Genomic DNA, 17,840 nt, shown 5'->3' on the forward strand with positions numbered 1-17,840 from the left:
AATATCCCCGCCGGAGGCGGCGGGACCTCTGATCTCACTCGGCGGCGGTCGGGATCTCGACCGGCTCGGGATGCAGCACGCTCGCGCCGCCGGCGGCGGGGCCGACATTGCGGCGGAACGCCTCGAAGAGCTCGCGCCCGATGCCGAAACCGTTGGCGGAGAGGTCCGCGGTCACCGCCTCGCGCGCGTCGAAGCCCTCGGCCTTCACGATCAGCTCTCCGGTTTCGCCGTCGACGCGGACGATGTCGCCGTCGCGGATCTTGGCAATGGGGCCGCCATCGGCGGCCTCGGGCGACAGGTGGATGGCGGCGGGCACCTTGCCGCTCGCCCCCGACATGCGGCCATCGGTGACGAGCGCGACCTTGAAGCCCTTGTCCTGAAGCACGCCCAGCGGCGGGGTGAGGGAGTGCAGCTCGGGCATTCCGTTGGCCTGCGGGCCCTGAAAGCGGACGACGACCACGACGTCGCGGTCGAGATCGCCCGCCTTGAACGCGGCCTTCACGGCCTCCTGGTCGTGGAACACGGCCGCGGGGGCCTCGATCACCCGGCGCTCGGGCTTCACGGCGGAGGTCTTGATGACCGCGGTGCCGAGATTGCCGGTCAGAAGCGTGAGGCCGCCGGTCTTCTGGAACGGGTTCGACGCGGGCCGGACGATCATGTCGTTGCCGCTGGCCTTCGGCGCCTCCTCCCATGTCAGCTCGCCGCCGATCACCTTGGGCTCTCGCGTGTAGTGGCGCAGGCCCTCGCCCGCGATGGTGCGCACGTCCTCGTGCAAGAGGCCCTCGTCCAGCAGCTCGCGGATCAGGAATTGCAGCCCGCCCGCCGCGTGGAACTGGTTCACGTCGGCGAGGCCGTTGGGATAGACCTTGGCGAGCGAGGGCGTGACGGAGGAGAGATCGCTCATGTCCTCCCAGGTGATGGCGATGCCCGCGGCGCGCGCCATCGCGACGAGGTGCAGGATCAGGTTGGTGGAGCCGCCCGTCGCGTGCAGACCGACCATGCCGTTGACGAAGGCGCGTTCGTCCAGCACCTCGCCCGCCGGGGTGAACTCGTTGCCCGCGGCGGTGATCTGCAGCGCACGGCGGGTGGCCGCTTGCGTCAGCGCGTCGCGCAGCTCGGTGCCGGGATTGACGAAGCTGGCGCCGGGCAGGTGCAGACCCATGAACTCCATCAGCATCTGGTTGGTGTTGGCCGTGCCGTAGAAGGTGCAGGTGCCGGGCGAGTGGTAGGAGGCCATCTCGGCCTTCAGAAGCTCGTCGCGGCCGATCTCGCCCTTGGCGTATTTCTGGCGGGTCGCGGCCTTCTCGTCATTGGGCAGGCCGGATGGCATGGGACCGGCGGGCACGAAGACCGCGGGGATGTGCCCGAAGGTGGCCGCCGCGATGACGAGGCCCGGCACGATCTTGTCGCAGATGCCGAGGAACATCGCCGCGTCATAGGCATTGTGGCTGAGGCCGACACCCGCGGCGAGCGCGATCACGTCGCGCGAGAAGAGGCTGAGTTCCATCCCCGGCTGGCCCTGGGTGACGCCGTCGCACATGGCGGGCACGCCGCCCGCGACCTGCGCCGCGGCGCCGGCGGCGCGCGCCGTCTCGCGGATCATGTGCGGATAGCTCTCGTAAGGCTTATGCGCCGAGAGCATGTCGTTATAGGCGGTGATGATCCCGATATTGGCGGACGGCGTGAAGCTGAGCGTCTCCTTGTCCTGCGGGCCGCAGCCCGCCGTCACATGCGCCATGTTCCCGCAGGACAGCACGTTGCGGTGCGGGCCTTGGTCGGCGGCGCGGCGCATGCGGTCGAGATAAGGCTCCCGAAGCGGTTTGGATCGCTCGACGATGCGGTCGGTGACCGCCTTGATCTCGGTGCGGACGGACATTGGCGTGCTCCTGCAGTTCGAGGTGCGGGCCTCGCATGACATGCTCGTGCCAAGCGCGACTTCGTGGGATGACGCAACGTATAGGGCGGTGACCGCGCCGGGTCCAGCGACGCGCGGCATGGAATGTTCGCGCGAACATTCCGCCACGTCAGGTTGTGCCGGGACGGGCGAGCGCACTTGCATTACCGCGCACAGCCGTCATGCTGATCCCGTAACGGAGGATCGGGCGATCAACGACCCGGCCCCGCAAGGGAGGACGTGCAGGATGGACCTGCTGCAACTGCTTATCGGCGGTATTGCGAACGGCTGTATCTACGGTCTGGTCGCGCTGGGCTTCGTGCTGATCTACAAGGCATCCGAGGCCGTGAACTTCGCGCAGGGCGATTTCCTGATGCTGGGCGCGTTCCTCGGCATCGCCTTCATCAACACGGCCAATGCGGACCTGCCGTTCCTGGTGGGGATGGTCGCCGCGGCCCTTTGCCTCGGCGCGTTTTCCTATGCGCTCGACCGGTTCGTGCTGCGCGCGATCTTCGGCCAGCCGCAATTCGCGATGGTGATCCTGACCATCGCGCTGGGCTTCATTCTGCGGTTCCTGGCGGGGACCTTCTTCGGGTTCGAGCCGACGAGCCTGGAGACCCCGTTCGCGGGCGAGATCCTGTATCTGGGGGCGCTGTCGCTGCCGGTGGCGGACCTGATCATCATCCTCGCGACCTGCGCGCTGACCTTCGGTCTGTGGCTGTTCTTCGGGCGGACGCGGCTGGGCGTGGCGATGCAGGCGAGCTCGCAGAACCAGATCGCGGCCTATTACATGGGCATTCCGGTCAAGCGGGTGAACTCGATCGTCTGGGGGCTGTCGGGCGTGGTGTCGGCCATCGCGGGCGTTCTTTTCGCCGCCAAGGGCGCGGTGGAGCCGGCCGTCGGTCTGATCTTCGGCATCAAGGCCTTCGCCGCGGCGGTGATCGGCGGTTTCGGCAGTCTGCCGGGGGCATTGTTGGGGGGGCTCCTGATCGGCGTGGTCGAGCAGGTTGCGGGCCGCTACGCGCCCTCGGGCTCGGCCCAGATCGCGCCCTACGCGCTGATGCTGCTGGTGCTGATCCTGCGGCCGGGCGGGCTGTTCGCGCAGATCGCGCAGAAGAAGGTCTGAGATCATGCGGGTGCATTTCAAGAAATCCTATGACGAGGATATCCGCCTGTTCGAGGACGGTCGGCGGCTGGCGAAATACGCGGTGCTGCTGGCGGTGATGATCCTGCTTCCCTTCGTGCTGAGCGAGTACCTGGTGGGCGAGATCACGCTGGTGCTGATCTACTGCGTGGCGGGGATGGGGCTGATGATCCTTGCCGGGCATACCGGGCAGGTGAGCCTCGGCCATGCCGCCTTCATGGCGATGGGGGCGTTCTCGAACCTGTGGTTCATGGAGCAGGGGCTGAACTTCCTGATCGCGCTGCCGCTGGCGGCGATCTTCACCGGGGTGGTGGGGGCGGTGATCGCGCTGCCGATCCTGCGTTTGTCGGGGATCTACCTGGCCATCGCGACGCTGGCGCTGTCGGTGATCGTCGAAGATATCGCGATCATCGCGGAGCCCTTCACCGGCGGGGTCATGGGCGTCTTCGCCCCGGTGATCGAGTTCTTCGGCCTCAGCATCGACCGCTACGGCGCGCCGCGGGCGTTCTACTGGATGTGCCTCGCCGTCGTCGTGCTGGTGACGCTGGGCTATGCGAACCTGTTGCGCTCGGCCACCGGGCGGTCGTTCCTCGCCGTGCGCGACAGCGAGGTGTCGGCCCGCGCGCTGGGGGTGAACGTGACGCGGACGAAGGCGCTGGCCTTCGGCCTGTCCTGCGCGGTGACGGGGCTGGCGGGCGCGCTCTACGCGCATTTCGTGCAGATCGTGAATTACGAGAGTTTCCTGATCCTCTTGTCGATCAACCTGGTTCTGCTGGTAGTGATCGGCGGGCTGGGGTCGATCCATGGGGCGTTCTTCGGCGCGATCGTGGTGGGGCTGCTGCCGCAGTTCATCGCCATCGTGCGCGACTTCCTGCAGGCCAATGCGGGCATCGACATCTCGGCCTATCCCGGCCTCGACACCACGGTCTTTGCCGCGATCATCATCGCCATCGTGATCTACGAGCCGCTGGGGCTCTACGGCTTCTACATGAAGCTCAAGACCCAGTGGCAGCTGTTCCCGCTGGCGCGGCGCGACATGTTCCGCCGCTCCAAGACCTACCTCAAGACGGAGCGGATGCGATGAGCCTCCTGAGCGTCTCGGACCTCTCGATCAATTTCGGCGGGGTGAAGGCCGTGGACGGCGTGTCCTTCGACGTGGAGCCGGGCGAGGTCTTCACCATCGTCGGGCCGAACGGGGCGGGCAAGTCGACGATCTTCAACCTGATCTCGCGCTTCTACCAGCCCACCGGGGGGCGGATCGTCTTCGACGGGGAGGACATAACTTCTACCCCTGCGCATCACATCGCCGAGCTGGGGATCGCGCGGACCTTCCAGAATATCGAGCTGTTCGATCATTCGACGGTGCTGCAGAACCTGCTGGTGGGCGCGCATACCAAGCGGCGCGCGACCTGGATCGAGGACGTGCTGCACCTGCCGCGCACCCGGGCGAACGAGCGGGAGGCGCGGCGCGCGGTGGAGGAGGTGATCGACTTCCTCGACCTCGCCGCCTATCGCGACAAGATGATCGCGGGCCTGCCCTACGGCGTGCGCAAGGTGGCGGAGATCGCCCGCGCGCTGTCCTGCGACCCGCGGCTGATCCTGCTCGACGAGCCCGCCTCGGGCCTGTCGGTGGAGGAGACGGCGGACATGGCCTTCTGGATCGAGGACATGAAGAAGGACCTGGGCCTGACAGTGCTGATGGTCGAGCATGACATGAGCCTCGTCTCCGCCGTGTCGGACCGGGTGCTGGCGGTGGTCGAGGGCCGCCCGCTGGCGCTGGGGACCAGTGCCGAGGTGCAGAGCGATCCGCGTGTAATCGAGGCCTATCTGGGGACGGCGGCATGAGGATCGGGTGCGACCGTCCGTCCGGCGGCACGCCGGACGATGCCCGCACCGCCCCCCCGGGGCGGGCATTCTGCCCACCCCGCGGCGCGAGCACCGTCCTTCCCGCTTCGGAGCAAATGCCATGAAAGACGCCGCCACCACAAACGTCCTAGAAGTCCGCAACGTGGAGACGTTCTACGGGCCGATCATGGCGCTGCGCGGCGTGTCCATCGACGTGCCCGAGGGCAAGATCGTCACGATCCTCGGCGCGAACGGGGCGGGCAAGACCACGCTGATGAAGACCGTTTCGGGTGCGCTCGACCCCGAGAAGGGCTCCGTCACCTTCCTCGGCGAGCGCGCCCACGGGGCGGAGCCCGACGAGATGGTCAAGCGCGGCATGGCCCATGTCCCCGAAGGGCGCGAGGTATTCCCGTTCCTCAGTGTCGAGGAGAACCTGCGGCTGGGCGCCTATACCCGCCGCGACCGGGAGATCGGGGACGATATCGAGATGTGCTACCAGTACTTCCCGATCCTGAAGGAACGGCGGGCGCAGCAGGCTGGGACCCTCTCGGGCGGTCAGCAGCAGATGCTCGCCATCGGGCGGGGGCTGATGGCGCGACCGAAGCTCATGCTGCTCGACGAGCCGTCGCTGGGCCTGTCGCCGCTGCTGGTGCAGGAAATCTTCGGCATCGTGCGGCGGCTGAACGAGGAGCAGGGCGTGACCATGCTGCTGGTCGAGCAGAACGCGCAGATCGCGCTCAACACCGCCGACTATGGCTACGTGCTGGAGATCGGGCGCATCGTGATGGCGGGCGAGGCGTCGAAGCTGCTGGCGAGCCAGGACATCCAAGAATTCTACCTCGGCGGCGGCCACGCGGACGGCCCGCGCGAGCAGAAGCGCTGGAAGCGCAAGAAGACGTGGAGGTGAGCGGGATGCTGAACGTGAGCCTGCGCCAGAAGATCCTGATGGCCCTGATCGCCATCGGCTTCTTCCTCAGCCTGACGGCCGAGACGCATGGGTTCCGCATCACCACCTCAGTCGTGACCTTCGCGCTGGCTCTGGTGCTGTTCTGGGTTCACCGGCGCGAGGAAGAGGGGGAGGGGGAATGAGCGGCTCGTCGATCTGGACGCCCTATCGCTGGGTTCGCGACGCGGGACGCAGCAGTGATCGCATGGCGCGAATACACGGTAGCCGCAGCATGATGCGGTACGGCTCGGCCACGCGTCGTCACGGCCTGACTTTCCTGTTCCGTGTTTCGGTTCTGGTCGTGCCCTTCGTCGCAGGCGGCGTGATCATCCTCGCGCAATATGGTGAGTGGCTCGCTCAGCAGGATTTGTTTTGGGTCGCGGTCATGCTGCCATTCGCCTCCACGCTGTACCTCCTTTTCGGTGCGGCGCTCGATGTGCCGGAGAAGGCGATCGACAATCTCGACGATCCGGTAGCGCCGCATAATGTCAGACGACGCGGGAGGGGGCAGGGATGAAAGACCACATGGACGATCTGGCGCCGCCCAGCCCCGTGACCTTTGACGGGCATGACACGGTGGTGAAGCTCTGGGCCGCGAAATGCGCGGAGCGGGGCCGCGCGACCGCGCATCGGGAGAAGGATTACGGCATCTGGCAGGCCTATTCCTGGGCCGACTGGTACGACCGCGCACGGGCCATCGGCCTGGGGCTGGTGGAACTGGGACTGACGCGCGGCACGCCGGTCTCGATCCTCAGCGAGGACAACAAGGAATGGCTCTACTGCGATCTGGGGATCGCGGCGGTGGGGGGCATCCCGTCCGGCGTCTATACAACCGACAGCGCCAGCCAGCTGGAATATCTCGTCAACGACAGCGGCTCGGCCTTCCTGTTCGTCGAAAATGACGAGCAGCTCGACAAGTATCTCGAGGTGCAGGACCGGGTTCCGACGCTGCTCAAGGTCATCGTGTTCGATCCCAAGGGGCTGCGCGACTTCTCGCATCCGAAGGTGATGTTCCTGTCGGATCTCTACGAGATCGGGGAGAAGGCCGAGGACGGCCCGCGCCGCTTCGAGACGGAGATCGCGAAGTCCGAGCCGGGCGATACGCGGATGCTGATCTACACCTCCGGCACCACCGGGCCGCCCAAGGGGGCCATGATCTCTCACGAGAACATGCTGTTCCAGATGTGGGCGGGCCAGCAGGTGCTGACCGTGGACGCGCGCGACGAGCAGCTGTGCTTCCTGCCGCTGTGTCACGTGCTGGAGCGGATCGTGTCGGTGGAATATCCCATCGCGGTGGGGTCGACCGTGAATTTCGCGGAGAGCCCCGACACGGTGTTCGACAATCTGCGCGAGGTCAGCCCGCATATCTTCACCGCCGTGCCGCGATTGTGGGAGAAGATCTATTCGCGGGTGATGATCCTGCGGTCCGAAGGCACGCCGCTGGGCAGGTGGGCGTTCGACAAGGCGCTGGCGAGCGGGGCGGCGAAGCTGGCGGGCGAGAGCGCGCCGTTCCACTGGTTCTGGAACGCGACGGTGTTGCGCAACATCCGGCAGATGATCGGCATGGACCGCAACCGGCGTTCCACCACCGGGGCGGCGCCGATCTCGCCCGAGCTCATTCGCTGGTACGGCGCGCTCGGCGTCACGCTGCTCGAAGGCTACGGCATGACGGAGACCTCGGGCGTGGCCTCGGTCAACATGATCGGCGACAACCGCATCGGCACGGTGGGGCCGAAGCTGCCCGGCACCGAGTTGCGCATCGCCGAGAATGGCGAGATCTGCGTGAAGGGGCCCAACGTCTTCAAGGGCTACTGGAAGAAGCCGGAGAAGACGGCGGAGGACATCCGCGACGGCTGGCTGCACACGGGCGACGTGGGCCGGATCGGCAACGATGGCGCGCTGACGATCACGGGGCGGGTCAAGGACATCATCATCACCGCGGGCGGCAAGAACATCACCCCGGCGGAGATCGAGAGTCGGTTGAAATTCTCGCCCTACGTCTCCGACGCCGTGGTGATCGGCGACCGGCGCAAGTATTTGACGGTGCTTATCATGATCGACCAGGAGAACGTGGAGAAGTTCGCGCAGGACCGGCAGGTGCCGTTCTCGGACTTCGCCTCGCTGACCCGCGCGCCGGAGGTGGTGGAGCTGATCGACGGCGTGGTGCAGGAGGTCAACAAGGACTTCGCCCAGGTCGAGCAGATCAAGTATTTCCGCCTGATCGACGTGTTGCTGACAGCGGAGGATGACGAGCTGACCCCGACGATGAAACTCAAGCGGGCCTTCGTGGAGAAGAAGCACGCGGGGCTGATCGAGGAGATGTATTGAGACCGGGGCGGGGGCGCTGCCCCCGAGGGCCTTCGCGGCCCTCTCCCCCGGGATATTTCGACGAAGAAGAAGCTGGCGGAGCGCGCGTGGCGCGGTAAGCTGGCGGGCAAGGACGGGCGGCAAGCCCGCGATGTTTCCAAGGGAGGAAAGACATGAAGAGACTGCTCACGGCCCTCGCGGCCACGACCCTGATCGCGGGCGCGGCCAGCGCCCAGACCCGCGGCGTCACGGATGACGAGATCGTCATCGGCGGCTTCCACGACCTGTCGGGCGGCTTCGCGGCCTTCTCCGTCCCGGCGGTCGAGGCGGCGAACCAGGTGTTCGAGGAAGTGAACGCGGCGGGCGGCGTGCATGGCCGCCAGATCCGCTACGTGGTCGAGGATCACGGCTACCAGGTGCCGCGCGCGGCGCAGGCGGCCAACAAGCTCGTCAATCGCGACGAGGTGTTCGCGATGCTGCTGAGCCTCGGCACGCCGCACAACCTCGCGGCCTTCCGGGTGATGGACCCCAACAACGTGCCCAGCGTCTTTCCGCTGACGGCGGCGCGCCAGATGCTCGAAGGGCCGGAGGAGCTGCGTTACGCGGCCACCGCCTCCTACTACGACGCGGTGCGCGCGGCGGCGGGCTACATCATCGAGGAGGAGGGCGTCAGCCAGGTCTGCTCGATGTACATCCCCTCCGATTTCGGGGAGGAGATCCACGAGGCGACCGTCGACGAGGCTGCCGATACCGATGGCGTCGAATATGTCACCGAGACCACGCACCGCCCCGACGAGAGCGACTTCACCGGCGCGCTGGCGCGGCTGCGCGACGCGGGCTGCGAGCTGATCACCGTCGCACTGACGATCCGGCCCACGATCACCGTGGTGGCGACGGCCAAGCAGATGGGATGGGAGGATGTGAAGTTCCTGGTCTCCTCCGCCGGGTTCCACACCGCGGTGGCCAAGGTGCCGGGCGGCGTGACCGACGGGCTCTATGCCGGTGCGGGCTGGCAGGATCTGGAGGCCCGGATGGACAACGAGGAGGTCGCCGCCTGGGTCGCCACCATGCAGGAGCGGACGGGCGAGTTTCCGGGCACCGGCGCGCTCTTGGGCCGGTCCGCCGCCCACGCGCTCGTCATGGCGCTGGAGGAAGCGGGGCCGGACCTGACGCTCGAAAGCTTCACCGCCGCGATGGAGACGCTGGACTACGAGGACCAGATCGCGGGCAACCGCATGCAGATGGGTCCGGGCGACCATTCGGGCGCGGAGGAGATCTTCATCTCGCGCATCTCGGATGGCGGCTGGGAACTGGTCGGCACCGCCGATATCGAGTGATCCGGTCCTGAGACGAAACGAACGGCCCGCCCCACCCGGCGGGCCGTTTTGCATGCGACGATCGGTCGGCGATTGCGGCTGAACCCGGACGGTCCTGCCGCGTTGAACGGGCAGAGTATTCCTTCGGAGTTCCCGACCATGACCACCCCCCGTTTCAGCGACCGCGATCGCGAGCTTCTGTTCGGCGAGGATCAGCTGCGCCCCGGCGACGCTGTCGTGCATTTCGAGCACGGTCTCGCCCGTTACGAGGGGACCGAGACGGTCGAGCTGGGCGATGAGCGGCAGGAGCTGACCGCCTTCGTCTATCGCAACGGGGGCAAGCTGATGCTGCCGGCCGAGCAGGGGCAGGATTTCTGGCCCTATGGCGCGCCCGCGGACGATGTGACGCTGGACCGGCTCAAGACCGATGACTGGACCGAGGCGCGCGACGAGATGGTGACGGAGCTGAAGCGCAGCGCGGGCGAGCTGCTGAAGGAGGTGCGCGCGCGGCAGGCGCACACGGCGCGCAAGCTCGACTGCGGGGCGGAGGACTATGCCACGTTTTGCGAGGGGTTCGGGTACGAAGCGACCGAGGATCAGGCGCGCGCCATCGAGGCGGTGCGCGCGGACCTCGCGCGCGACGTGCCGATGGACCGGCTGCTGATCGGCGACGTGGGCTTCGGCAAGACCGAGGTTTCGATGCGCGCGCTCGCCGTCGCGGCACTCGCCGGATATCAGGCGGTGATCGTGGCGCCGACGACGGTGCTGGCCCGCCAGCATGTCGAGGAGGTGCGCGCGCGGTTCGGACCGCTGGGGATCGCCTGTGCCGAGCTGTCGCGGCTGACACCCTCGGGCGAGCGCGACGCGGTGCTGGCCGCGATCGCCGGGGGCGAGGCGCAGGTGGTCGTCGCCACGCAGGCCGTGCTGTCGGAGGACGTGAGCTTCGCTGATCTCGCGCTGGTCGTGATCGACGAGGAACAGAAATTCGGGCGACAGCAGAAGCTGGCGCTGCACGACCTGTCGCCCGGCGCGCATGTGCTGCGCATGACGGCGACGCCGATCCCGCGCTCGCTGGCGGCGGCAGAGGTCGGGCTGCTCGACGTGTCGGTCGTCGCGACGCCGCCCGCCGCGCGCAAGCCGGTGGAGACGGAGATCGGACCGCTCGACGCGAATGTCCTGCGCCGCGCGCTGGCGCGGGAGGTGGAGCGGGGCGGGCAGGTCTATATCGTCTGCCCGCGCATCGCGGGGGCGGAGCGGATCGCGGAGGATCTGGCCAAGGACGGGACGGAAGCCGTGCTCGCCCACGGGCAGCTGTCGGAGGCGGAGCTGGAGGCGCGGATGCTGCGCTTCACGCGCGGCGAGGTGCCGGTGCTGATCTCCACCGCCATCATCGAGAGCGGGATGCACAACCCGCGCGCCAACACGATGATCGTCTGGGGGGCGGAGATGTTCGGGCTGGCGCAGCTGCACCAGCTGCGCGGGCGGATCGGGCGCGGGGCGGAGCAGGCGCATATGCTGCTGATGACGGAAGCGGAGCTCGACGCGGAGGAGCCGGACGAGGCGGTGCGCCGCCTGCGGTCCTTCCGCGAGATTTCGGGCATCGGCGCGGGTTTCCGCATCGCGCGGGAGGATCGCAACATTCGCGGCTTCGGCGAGCTGGACGGCGACGAGCAGTCCGGGCAGCTGTCGCGGCTCGGGATCGGGCTCTACCGGCATATCCTGCGGCGAGAGATCGAGCAGGCGGCCTGAGGCTCAGCCCCGGCGGCGACGCCTGCGGCCCTCCTTCTCGCCCCCGGTGTTGAAGCTGACATCGGGCAGGGACGTGTCTGCGCGCAGTTTGGTGTAGGGCGCGGTCGCGTGCGGGATGTTGGAGGCGGCGACGAAATGCTCCTGGAAGCGGGGCTCGATCGCCGTCTCGACCTTCTGGATCTCGCCGACAGTGTGCTCGATCTCGGACCGGGAGGCGCGGTTGAGCAGCGCGATGCGTGCGCCGGTGCCCGCGGCGTTGCCAGCGCTCGTCACCTTCTCGACATCGCAATCGGGGATCATGCCCAGCACCATCGCGTGCTTGGGGCTGATATGCGCGCCGAAGGCCCCGGCCAGCACGACGCGGTCGACCTCGTCCACGCCGATCTGGTCCATCAACAGCCGCGCACCCGCGTAGAGCGCGGCCTTGGCGAGCTGGATCGCGCGCACGTCGCCATTGGTGACGGCGATGCGCGGCGTGGTCTCGTCGCCGGGATGCAGGACATAGGCATGGGTGCGGCCGTCGGGCTCGATACGGTCGCTGCCGGTCTGCTCGGCCGAGCCGATCAGGCCGTTCGCGTCCACCAGCCCGGCCATGCGCATCTCGGCGATCGCCTCGATGATGCCGGAGCCGCAGATGCCGGTGATGCGCGGCACCTCCTCGGCGAAACCGGGATCGTTGGACCACAGTTCGGAGCCGATGACGCGGAAGCGGGGCAGCTTGGTCGCGGGGTCGATCTCCACCCGCTCGATGGCACCGGGGGCGGCACGCTGGCCCGCGCTGATCTGCGCGCCCTCGAAGGCGGGCCCGGTCGGGGAGGAACAGGCGAGCACCTTATCGCGATTGCCCAGCAGGATCTCCGCATTGGTGCCGACATCGACGATCAGCACCAGGTCCTCGGACCGTTCGGGCGCTTCGGAGAGCGCGACCGCCGCCGCGTCCGCGCCGACATGGCCCGCGATGCAGGGCAGGACATAGACCTGCGCGCCGGGATGGATGCCGAGGTCGAGGTCGCGCGCTGCGAGGTAGAGCGAAGACGAAGTGGCGAGCGCGAAGGGCGCCTGGCCCAGCTCCACCGGGTCGATGCCGAGCAGCAGGTGGTGCATGACCGGATTGGCGACGAAGACCGCCTCCATGATCTGGCCCGCCTCGATCCCCGCCTCGCCCGCGACCTCCGCCGCCAGCGTGCGCAGCGCGTCGCGTACGGCGGCGGTCATCTCCGCCGCACCGCCGGGGTTCATCATCGAATAGCTGACCCGGCTCATCAGGTCCTCGCCGAAGCGGATCTGCGGGTTCATGATCCCGGCGGAGGCGACGACGCGGCCGGTGTCGAGCTCGCAAAGATGCCCCGCCACGGTGGTCGAGCCCAGGTCGATGGCGAGCCCGTAGAGGTGCCCCTCGTAGAGCCCCGGCCAGACCTGCAGGATGCGCGGCGCGCCCGGTCCGTGCTGCACGGCGACGGTGACGCGCCAGTTCCCCTTGCGCAGGGCGGGTTGCAACGTGCCGAGCACGGCGAGGTCGGCCATCGCGCCCTCGATCCCCCATTGCGCGACCAGCGCGTCGCGCACCCGCTCCAGATCGCCGGAGGGATCGTGCATGTCCGGCTCGGCCACCTCGATCAGGTGCAGCCGCGTCGCGGGGTCGAGGACGATGTCGCGCGCATCCGCCGACTTGCGCACGACCTGCTTGTGCACCTGGCTTTCGGGCGGCACGTCAATGACCACGTCGCCGGTGATCTGTGCCTGACAGCCCAGCCGCCGCCCGTCGATCATGCCGCGCTTGGACTTGTAGCGCTCCTCCACCGCGTTCCAGTCGCTGAGGTGATCGGGCGTGCTGGTGACGCCATGCTTGGAGAAGTCGCCGAAGGCCGGCTGCACCTGGCATTTCGAGCAGATGCCGCGCCCGCCGCAGACGCTGTCGAGGTCCACGCCCAGCCGCCGCGCGGCGTCGAGCACCTTGGTGCCTTCGGGGAACCGCCCCCGCTTGCCCGAGGGGGTGAAGATGACGAGGGGGTCGCTCATGTGCCTGCTCCGCCTGACCTGGGGCGCACCATACGCATTGGCGCGGAGGAGGAAAGCCGGGAAGCGACATGGCGATGCGGAACGGCGTCGGGGCAGGGGGCGTTCCTGATCGAAGGAGGACCGCCATGCCCGAATTGCTCTGCCCGATCGACACCGTCACCCTGAAATTCCGCGACCCCGAAGCGCTCGGCCATGTCAGCGATCCGATCCACAAGGATCTGTCGACCGCGACCCGCGCCGCCGGTGGCCTGTTCCTGAGCTGCGACGAGACGGCGGGGGTGGACCGACTCTTGAAGACCAAGAAGGGCTGGGGCCGACACGAGCATTTCTCGCTCGGCGAGATCTTCGACCTGCCCGCCGGGCCCGATGGCGAGATGGATATCGAGGGGCTGTGCGCCGACGATGGCTGGCTGTGGATCGTCGGCTCGCATTCGCTGACGCGCGGATCGGGGGACCTGAAGGGCATTTCGAAGGTCTATCGCAATGCGAACCGCTTTTTTCTGGGCCGGGTGCCGTTGAAGATGATCGACGGCAAGCCGGTGCCGGTGCGCAAGCATCGCAAGCGCCGCGCGGCCTGCCTGAAGCTGTCGAAGAAGGGCTCGAAGCTGAAGGACTGGCTGGACGGCGACAGGCATCTCGGCCCTTTCCTCGATCTGCCGTCGAAGGAGAACGGGCTGGATATCGAGGGGATCGCGGTGCGCGGCGACCGGGTCTATCTCGGCTTGCGCGGCCCGGTGCTGCGCAATTTCGGGATCGTCGTGGAATTGCAGGTGAAGGTGACGAAGAAGGGCTGGCTGAAGGCGCGTCGGATCGAGGGCAAGCGGCGCTACGCCAAGCACGTCTTCGACACGCACGGGCAGGGCATCCGCGATCTCGCCTTCGACGGCAAGGACCTCTTGATGCTGACCGGCACGGTGATGGCGGGCGACGGGCCGTCCGAGATCCTGCGCTGGAAGAACGCGCTCAAGGCCGAAGGGTCCGCGGTGCGTGAGGCGCATCACGTCGCCGATGTGCCCTATCGTGGCGAGGTCGACCATCCCGAGGGGCTGGTGCGCTGGCGCGAGGCGGGCAAGCGGGCCTGGATGCTGGTCTATGACAGCCCGTCCGAGGACCGGCTGCATGGAGAACAGACGAAGGTCGACGCGGATATCGTCGAGCTCTAGCCTGCCCGGGGACGGGAGGAACGCCGATGACTTCACGGATCATGTTCTGGTTGTCAGTCATATGGCTTGCGATCGTGCTCGCGAGCTTTGCCTGTTCCATGATGCTTCCCAATCATACCGATTTCGTCTGGTACGACACGCCGAGACCGATCGGCATCGAGACAGCCTGTTACTGGACGTTGGATATCATCCCGCATCCTCTTTGCGGGGAAGATGTGGTCGGACGCGAAATTCTTCAGTTTTTCTACCGTGCTTGGTTGGTTGTGCTGTACGGACCATTTTTGATGTTCATTAACCCTCCAGCGGTGCCCATTGTAAGCTTGGCTTGGGCGGCTCTAATCTACCTTGCGCAAAGGGCGAGGCGCGCAGTCATTGAACGACCGCGCGCTTGAGCGGTCGATCAGGTTTCGTCCGCGTCGTTGTCGTCGGACTCGCCTTCGTCATCATCGCCGTCGACGTCGGCCTCGTTCTCATCATCGTCGATCGTGTCGGCGTCGTTGTCGTTGTTGTCGACATCGGCGCATTGCGCGACCGTCGGGTCGCAATCCTCGATCTCGTCCTGCGCGAAGGCCTGGCCGGTCAGCGGTAGGGCGAGCAGGGCGGCGATGGCGAGGGCGGTGGTCTGCTTCGGAACGAACATCGTCAAAAACTCCTGTGTTGAACGGAAAAACAACGTGGAGTCGGCCGGACGGTTCCGGCGCCGCAGACCTACTGGACAGAGTCGAACAACTCGTCGACACCATCATCCGTGCCGTCGCGCATCAGCGGAGCGACGGGCTCGACGGCATCGGGATCGACCGTGCCGTCATCCGCATCGCCCGTCGCCTCGCATTCGGGCTGGCCTAGCGCGCATGCCGTGCCGACCTCGTTGTCGGCGACATTGCTCTCTGTGACGACCTCGCTGTCGGCATCGTTTGCGCCGTCGGGGTCGATCTCGCCCTGTGCATGGGCAGTGACGGTCAGCCCCAGAAGGGCGGCGGCGGTCAGGATCGGCAATCGTGGCATCGGAACCTCCTCGGGTAGATCTGTGCGACCAACCGGCGAGGCGACCGGGCGGTTCCCCGAACGAGAGGAGGCGACACCTTTCGATGCCGCCTCCTCGATGCGTCTAAGCGTGGGATCAGGCGCGGCGACGGCGTCCGCCCGCGCGGCGGCCACGCGCGCCCGCCTCGACCTCGCCCTCGGCCAGCGGCGCCTTGTTGGCGCGGATCCACTCCGCCCCGTGGGCGTCGTTGTTCATCAGGAAGTTGGCGGCGCGGATCGCCTCCATCTCCTGCGGGCGGACGGGGTTCATGATCGCGCTGGTCATGCCGTTGGCGATGGCCATCGGCAGGAAGGCCGCGTTGATCCCGTGCCGGTTGGGCAGGCCGAAGGACACGTTGGAGGCACCACAGGTGGTGTTCACGCCCAGTTCGTTGCGCAGGCGGCGCACCAGCTCGAAAACCTGCAGGCCCGCCGTCGCCATCGCGCCGATCGGCATGACCAGCGGGTCGACCACGATGTCATGCGCGGGGATGCCGAAATCGGCGGCACGCTCGACGATCTTCTTGGCCACGGCGAAGCGGACCTCGGGATCCTCGGAAATGCCGGTGTCGTCGTTCGAGATCGCGACGACGGGCACGTTGTATTTCTTGACCAGCGGCAGGACGACCTCCAGCCGCTCCTCCTCACCCGTGACGGAGTTGAGGAGCGGGCGGCCGTTGCACGCCTCCAGCCCCGCCTCCAGCGCGCCGGGGACGGAGGAGTCGATGCACAGCGGCACGTCGACCAGCGCCTGCACGCGCTTGATCAGCTCGGGCATCAGCATCGGCTCGACGAAGTTGTTGTCGGCGTAGCGTGCGTCCTCGGCCATCTTGTTGGTGAAGACCGCGCCCGAGTTCACGTCGAGCATCGTCGCGCCGGCGGCGACCTGCTCCAGCGCGTCCTTCTCGACGGTGGTGAAGTCGTCCATCTCCAGCTCGGCCGCCAGCTTCTTGCGGCCGGTGGGATTGATCCGCTCGCCGATCACGCAGAAGGGCTGATCGAAGCCGATGATCGCCGTCTTGGTGGCGGATTCGACGATGGTCTTGGTCATGACTGTCCTCAGGCTTGCGCGGCGCGGGCAGCGGGCTGGCCGTGCTGCGCGGTGTATTCGGCGGTCTTGGCGATGCCGCCGAGGGGGAAGAAGTGCACGGCCTCGATGCCGAACTCGGGATGCGCCGCCTTGTGCCGGGCGAGATCGGCCAGCACCTCGTCGGGGGTGAAGGGCAGCACCAGCTTGGTCAGGTCCGCCGCGCGGCGCTGAAGCACGCGCAGGGACGGCCCGACGCCGCAGGCCATCGAGAACTTGATGAGGGTCTGCAGCTTCGCCGGACCCGCGACGCCGATATGGATGGGCAGGTCGATCCCTTCCTCGGCCAGGCGGTCGGCCCAGGCGATGACGGGGGCCGCCTCGAAGCAGAACTGCGTGGCGATGGCCATCTTCGCATCCGTCCGCTCGGAGAAGTCCTGCTTCCAGCGCAGCGCGACGGAGACGTTCACGTCCGAGCCGTCGACGTCGATGTCGCGGTTGCCCTCGGGGTGGCCCGCGACGTGCAGCCGGTCGAAGCCGTACTTGTCGAAGAGCCCGGTCTCCAGCATTTCCATCGAGGAGGTGAAGTCGCCCTTGGGGCTGCTCACGCCACCGGCCAGCATCAGGCCCTGGTGGACACCGACGTCGCCGTAGCGCTGGATCCAGTCCTCAAGCTCTCCGGCCCCTGCGATGATGCGCGCGGGGAAGTGGGGCATGACGTCGAAGCCCTCGGCGGTCAGGCGCGCGGCGGTCGCGACCATCTCCTCGATCGGGGTGCCGTCGATATGGGCGATGTAGACGCGCGTGGATTGCGGCAGGATCGCGCGGAAATCGGCGATCTTCTCCGCAGTGCGCGGCATGACCTCGATCGAGAAGCCGTCGAGGAAGGCGCCGATCGTGGCGTCCGCCGGGGCCGAAGCGGGCTTGCGCCGCGCGAAAGAGAGAATATTGCTCATGGTCCGTCTCCACGCTTCGGCGCTCACCGGGGTGAGGCCCATCCACCGTTGTCGACCAGTTCGAGGATGCGGTCCTTCCCGTATTCGGCGTCGAGCCGGGCGGCCTCCGCTTCGGCGATCTCGGCCTGGTCCCCGTCCATCTCGTAGGGGTCGGCCTTGCGCCATTCGGCGAGGTAGTCGTCCGTCTCGGCGGCCCCCGATTTCATCGCGGCGCGGTCGATGGCCTGCTCGAACCGTTCGGGCAGCTGCACCTTGGCGCCCCGACGGCCCTTGCCAACGATCACCTGGGCGGGAATGTCGCGCCAGTAGACGATGGTGACGTCGGGCATCGGGAGGGGTCCTTTCCTCTTGGTCGTGGACCCGTCATAAAGCGCCGGGTCCGCGAGGGATGCGCCTTCGCGACGCGGTGACGCACGTTCCCGACATCATGAGGCACCGCGATGGGCCGTTT

18 protein-coding genes are annotated in these 17,840 nt (G+C 67.5%); 11 read left to right on the forward strand and 7 right to left on the reverse strand.

Annotated elements, in window-relative coordinates; all coding sequences use genetic code 11:
- Positions 1–34: 34 nt before the first annotated feature.
- Complete coding sequence (gene edd / locus RX333_RS05480) at positions 35–1,876, reverse strand: phosphogluconate dehydratase (RefSeq protein ID WP_316013917.1); 1,842 nt, start codon at positions 1,874–1,876, stop codon at positions 35–37.
- Between the two features lie 265 nt (positions 1,877–2,141).
- Here edd and RX333_RS05485 point away from each other — a divergent pair, with 265 nt between their 5' ends.
- The 9 genes from RX333_RS05485 to RX333_RS05525 all read left to right on the forward strand — a co-directional run bounded on the left by RX333_RS05485 (position 2,142) and on the right by RX333_RS05525 (position 11,201).
- Positions 2,142–3,020 carry a branched-chain amino acid ABC transporter permease gene (locus RX333_RS05485; protein WP_316013918.1) on the forward strand — a complete coding sequence of 293 codons (879 nt, stop codon included), beginning with the start codon at positions 2,142–2,144 and terminating at the stop codon, positions 3,018–3,020.
- 4 nt (positions 3,021–3,024) lie between these two features.
- Positions 3,025–4,122 carry a branched-chain amino acid ABC transporter permease gene (locus tag RX333_RS05490; RefSeq protein ID WP_316013919.1) on the forward strand — a complete coding sequence of 366 codons (1,098 nt, stop codon included), beginning with the start codon at positions 3,025–3,027 and terminating at the stop codon, positions 4,120–4,122.
- The gene (locus RX333_RS05495; protein ID WP_316013920.1) at positions 4,119–4,883 is read left to right on the forward strand and encodes an ABC transporter ATP-binding protein; all 765 of its coding nucleotides are present in this window, start codon (positions 4,119–4,121) and stop codon (positions 4,881–4,883) included. Before RX333_RS05490 ends, RX333_RS05495 begins: the two co-directional genes overlap by 4 nt.
- Before the next feature lie 121 nt (positions 4,884–5,004).
- Positions 5,005–5,790 (forward strand): ABC transporter ATP-binding protein, encoded by a 786-nt coding sequence (locus RX333_RS05500; protein ID WP_316013921.1) that lies wholly within the window; start codon positions 5,005–5,007, stop codon positions 5,788–5,790.
- 5 nt (positions 5,791–5,795) lie between these two features.
- Positions 5,796–5,972 carry a hypothetical protein gene (locus RX333_RS05505; protein WP_316013922.1) on the forward strand — a complete coding sequence of 59 codons (177 nt, stop codon included), beginning with the start codon at positions 5,796–5,798 and terminating at the stop codon, positions 5,970–5,972.
- Positions 5,969–6,346 (forward strand): hypothetical protein, encoded by a 378-nt coding sequence (locus RX333_RS05510; protein WP_316013923.1) that lies wholly within the window; start codon positions 5,969–5,971, stop codon positions 6,344–6,346. The genes RX333_RS05505 and RX333_RS05510 overlap by 4 nt, the downstream gene beginning before the upstream one ends.
- Positions 6,343–8,157, forward strand: a complete 1,815-nt coding sequence (locus RX333_RS05515; protein ID WP_316013924.1) for a long-chain fatty acid--CoA ligase — start codon at positions 6,343–6,345, stop codon at positions 8,155–8,157. The genes RX333_RS05510 and RX333_RS05515 overlap by 4 nt, the downstream gene beginning before the upstream one ends.
- 152 nt (positions 8,158–8,309) lie before the next feature.
- Positions 8,310–9,473 carry an ABC transporter substrate-binding protein gene (locus RX333_RS05520; RefSeq protein ID WP_316013925.1) on the forward strand — a complete coding sequence of 388 codons (1,164 nt, stop codon included), beginning with the start codon at positions 8,310–8,312 and terminating at the stop codon, positions 9,471–9,473.
- A 138-nt stretch (positions 9,474–9,611) separates the two neighbouring features.
- On the forward strand, positions 9,612–11,201 hold the full coding sequence (locus tag RX333_RS05525) for a helicase-related protein (protein ID WP_316013926.1): 1,590 nt from the start codon (positions 9,612–9,614) through the stop codon (positions 11,199–11,201).
- Between the two features lie 3 nt (positions 11,202–11,204).
- Here RX333_RS05525 and RX333_RS05530 read toward each other — a convergent pair whose 3' ends face one another.
- Positions 11,205–13,220, reverse strand: coding sequence for an ASKHA domain-containing protein (locus tag RX333_RS05530; RefSeq protein ID WP_316013927.1), 2,016 nt, complete (start codon positions 13,218–13,220; stop codon positions 11,205–11,207).
- 125 nt (positions 13,221–13,345) lie between these two features.
- On the opposite strand from RX333_RS05530, the gene RX333_RS05535 reads away from it, so the two are divergent.
- Together RX333_RS05535 and RX333_RS05540 are read left to right on the forward strand one after the other, a co-directional pair.
- Entirely contained in the window at positions 13,346–14,383 is a 1,038-nt protein-coding gene (locus RX333_RS05535; protein ID WP_316013928.1) for a DUF3616 domain-containing protein, read from the forward strand.
- Between the two features lie 26 nt (positions 14,384–14,409).
- On the forward strand, positions 14,410–14,775 hold the full coding sequence (locus tag RX333_RS05540) for a hypothetical protein (protein WP_316013929.1): 366 nt from the start codon (positions 14,410–14,412) through the stop codon (positions 14,773–14,775).
- Between the two features lie 8 nt (positions 14,776–14,783).
- Here RX333_RS05540 and RX333_RS05545 read toward each other — a convergent pair whose 3' ends face one another.
- The 5 genes from RX333_RS05545 to RX333_RS05565 all read right to left on the reverse strand — a co-directional run bounded on the left by RX333_RS05545 (position 14,784) and on the right by RX333_RS05565 (position 17,718).
- On the reverse strand, positions 14,784–15,023 hold the full coding sequence (locus tag RX333_RS05545) for a hypothetical protein (RefSeq protein ID WP_316013930.1): 240 nt from the start codon (positions 15,021–15,023) through the stop codon (positions 14,784–14,786).
- A 68-nt stretch (positions 15,024–15,091) separates the two neighbouring features.
- Positions 15,092–15,388, reverse strand: coding sequence for a hypothetical protein (locus tag RX333_RS05550; RefSeq protein WP_316013931.1), 297 nt, complete (start codon positions 15,386–15,388; stop codon positions 15,092–15,094).
- A 115-nt stretch (positions 15,389–15,503) separates the two neighbouring features.
- The gene (locus tag RX333_RS05555; RefSeq protein WP_316013932.1) at positions 15,504–16,457 is read right to left on the reverse strand and encodes a methyltetrahydrofolate cobalamin methyltransferase; all 954 of its coding nucleotides are present in this window, start codon (positions 16,455–16,457) and stop codon (positions 15,504–15,506) included.
- A gap of 8 nt (positions 16,458–16,465) precedes the next feature.
- Positions 16,466–17,389 (reverse strand): methylenetetrahydrofolate reductase, encoded by a 924-nt coding sequence (locus RX333_RS05560; protein WP_316013933.1) that lies wholly within the window; start codon positions 17,387–17,389, stop codon positions 16,466–16,468.
- 23 nt (positions 17,390–17,412) lie between these two features.
- Complete coding sequence (locus RX333_RS05565; protein ID WP_316013934.1) at positions 17,413–17,718, reverse strand: virulence factor; 306 nt, start codon at positions 17,716–17,718, stop codon at positions 17,413–17,415.
- Between the last annotated feature and the right edge of the window lie 122 nt (positions 17,719–17,840).

It is taken from the genome of Roseobacter sp. HKCCA0434, from assembly GCF_032464675.1.
In the GTDB taxonomy this organism is placed as follows: domain Bacteria; phylum Pseudomonadota; class Alphaproteobacteria; order Rhodobacterales; family Rhodobacteraceae; genus Pontivivens.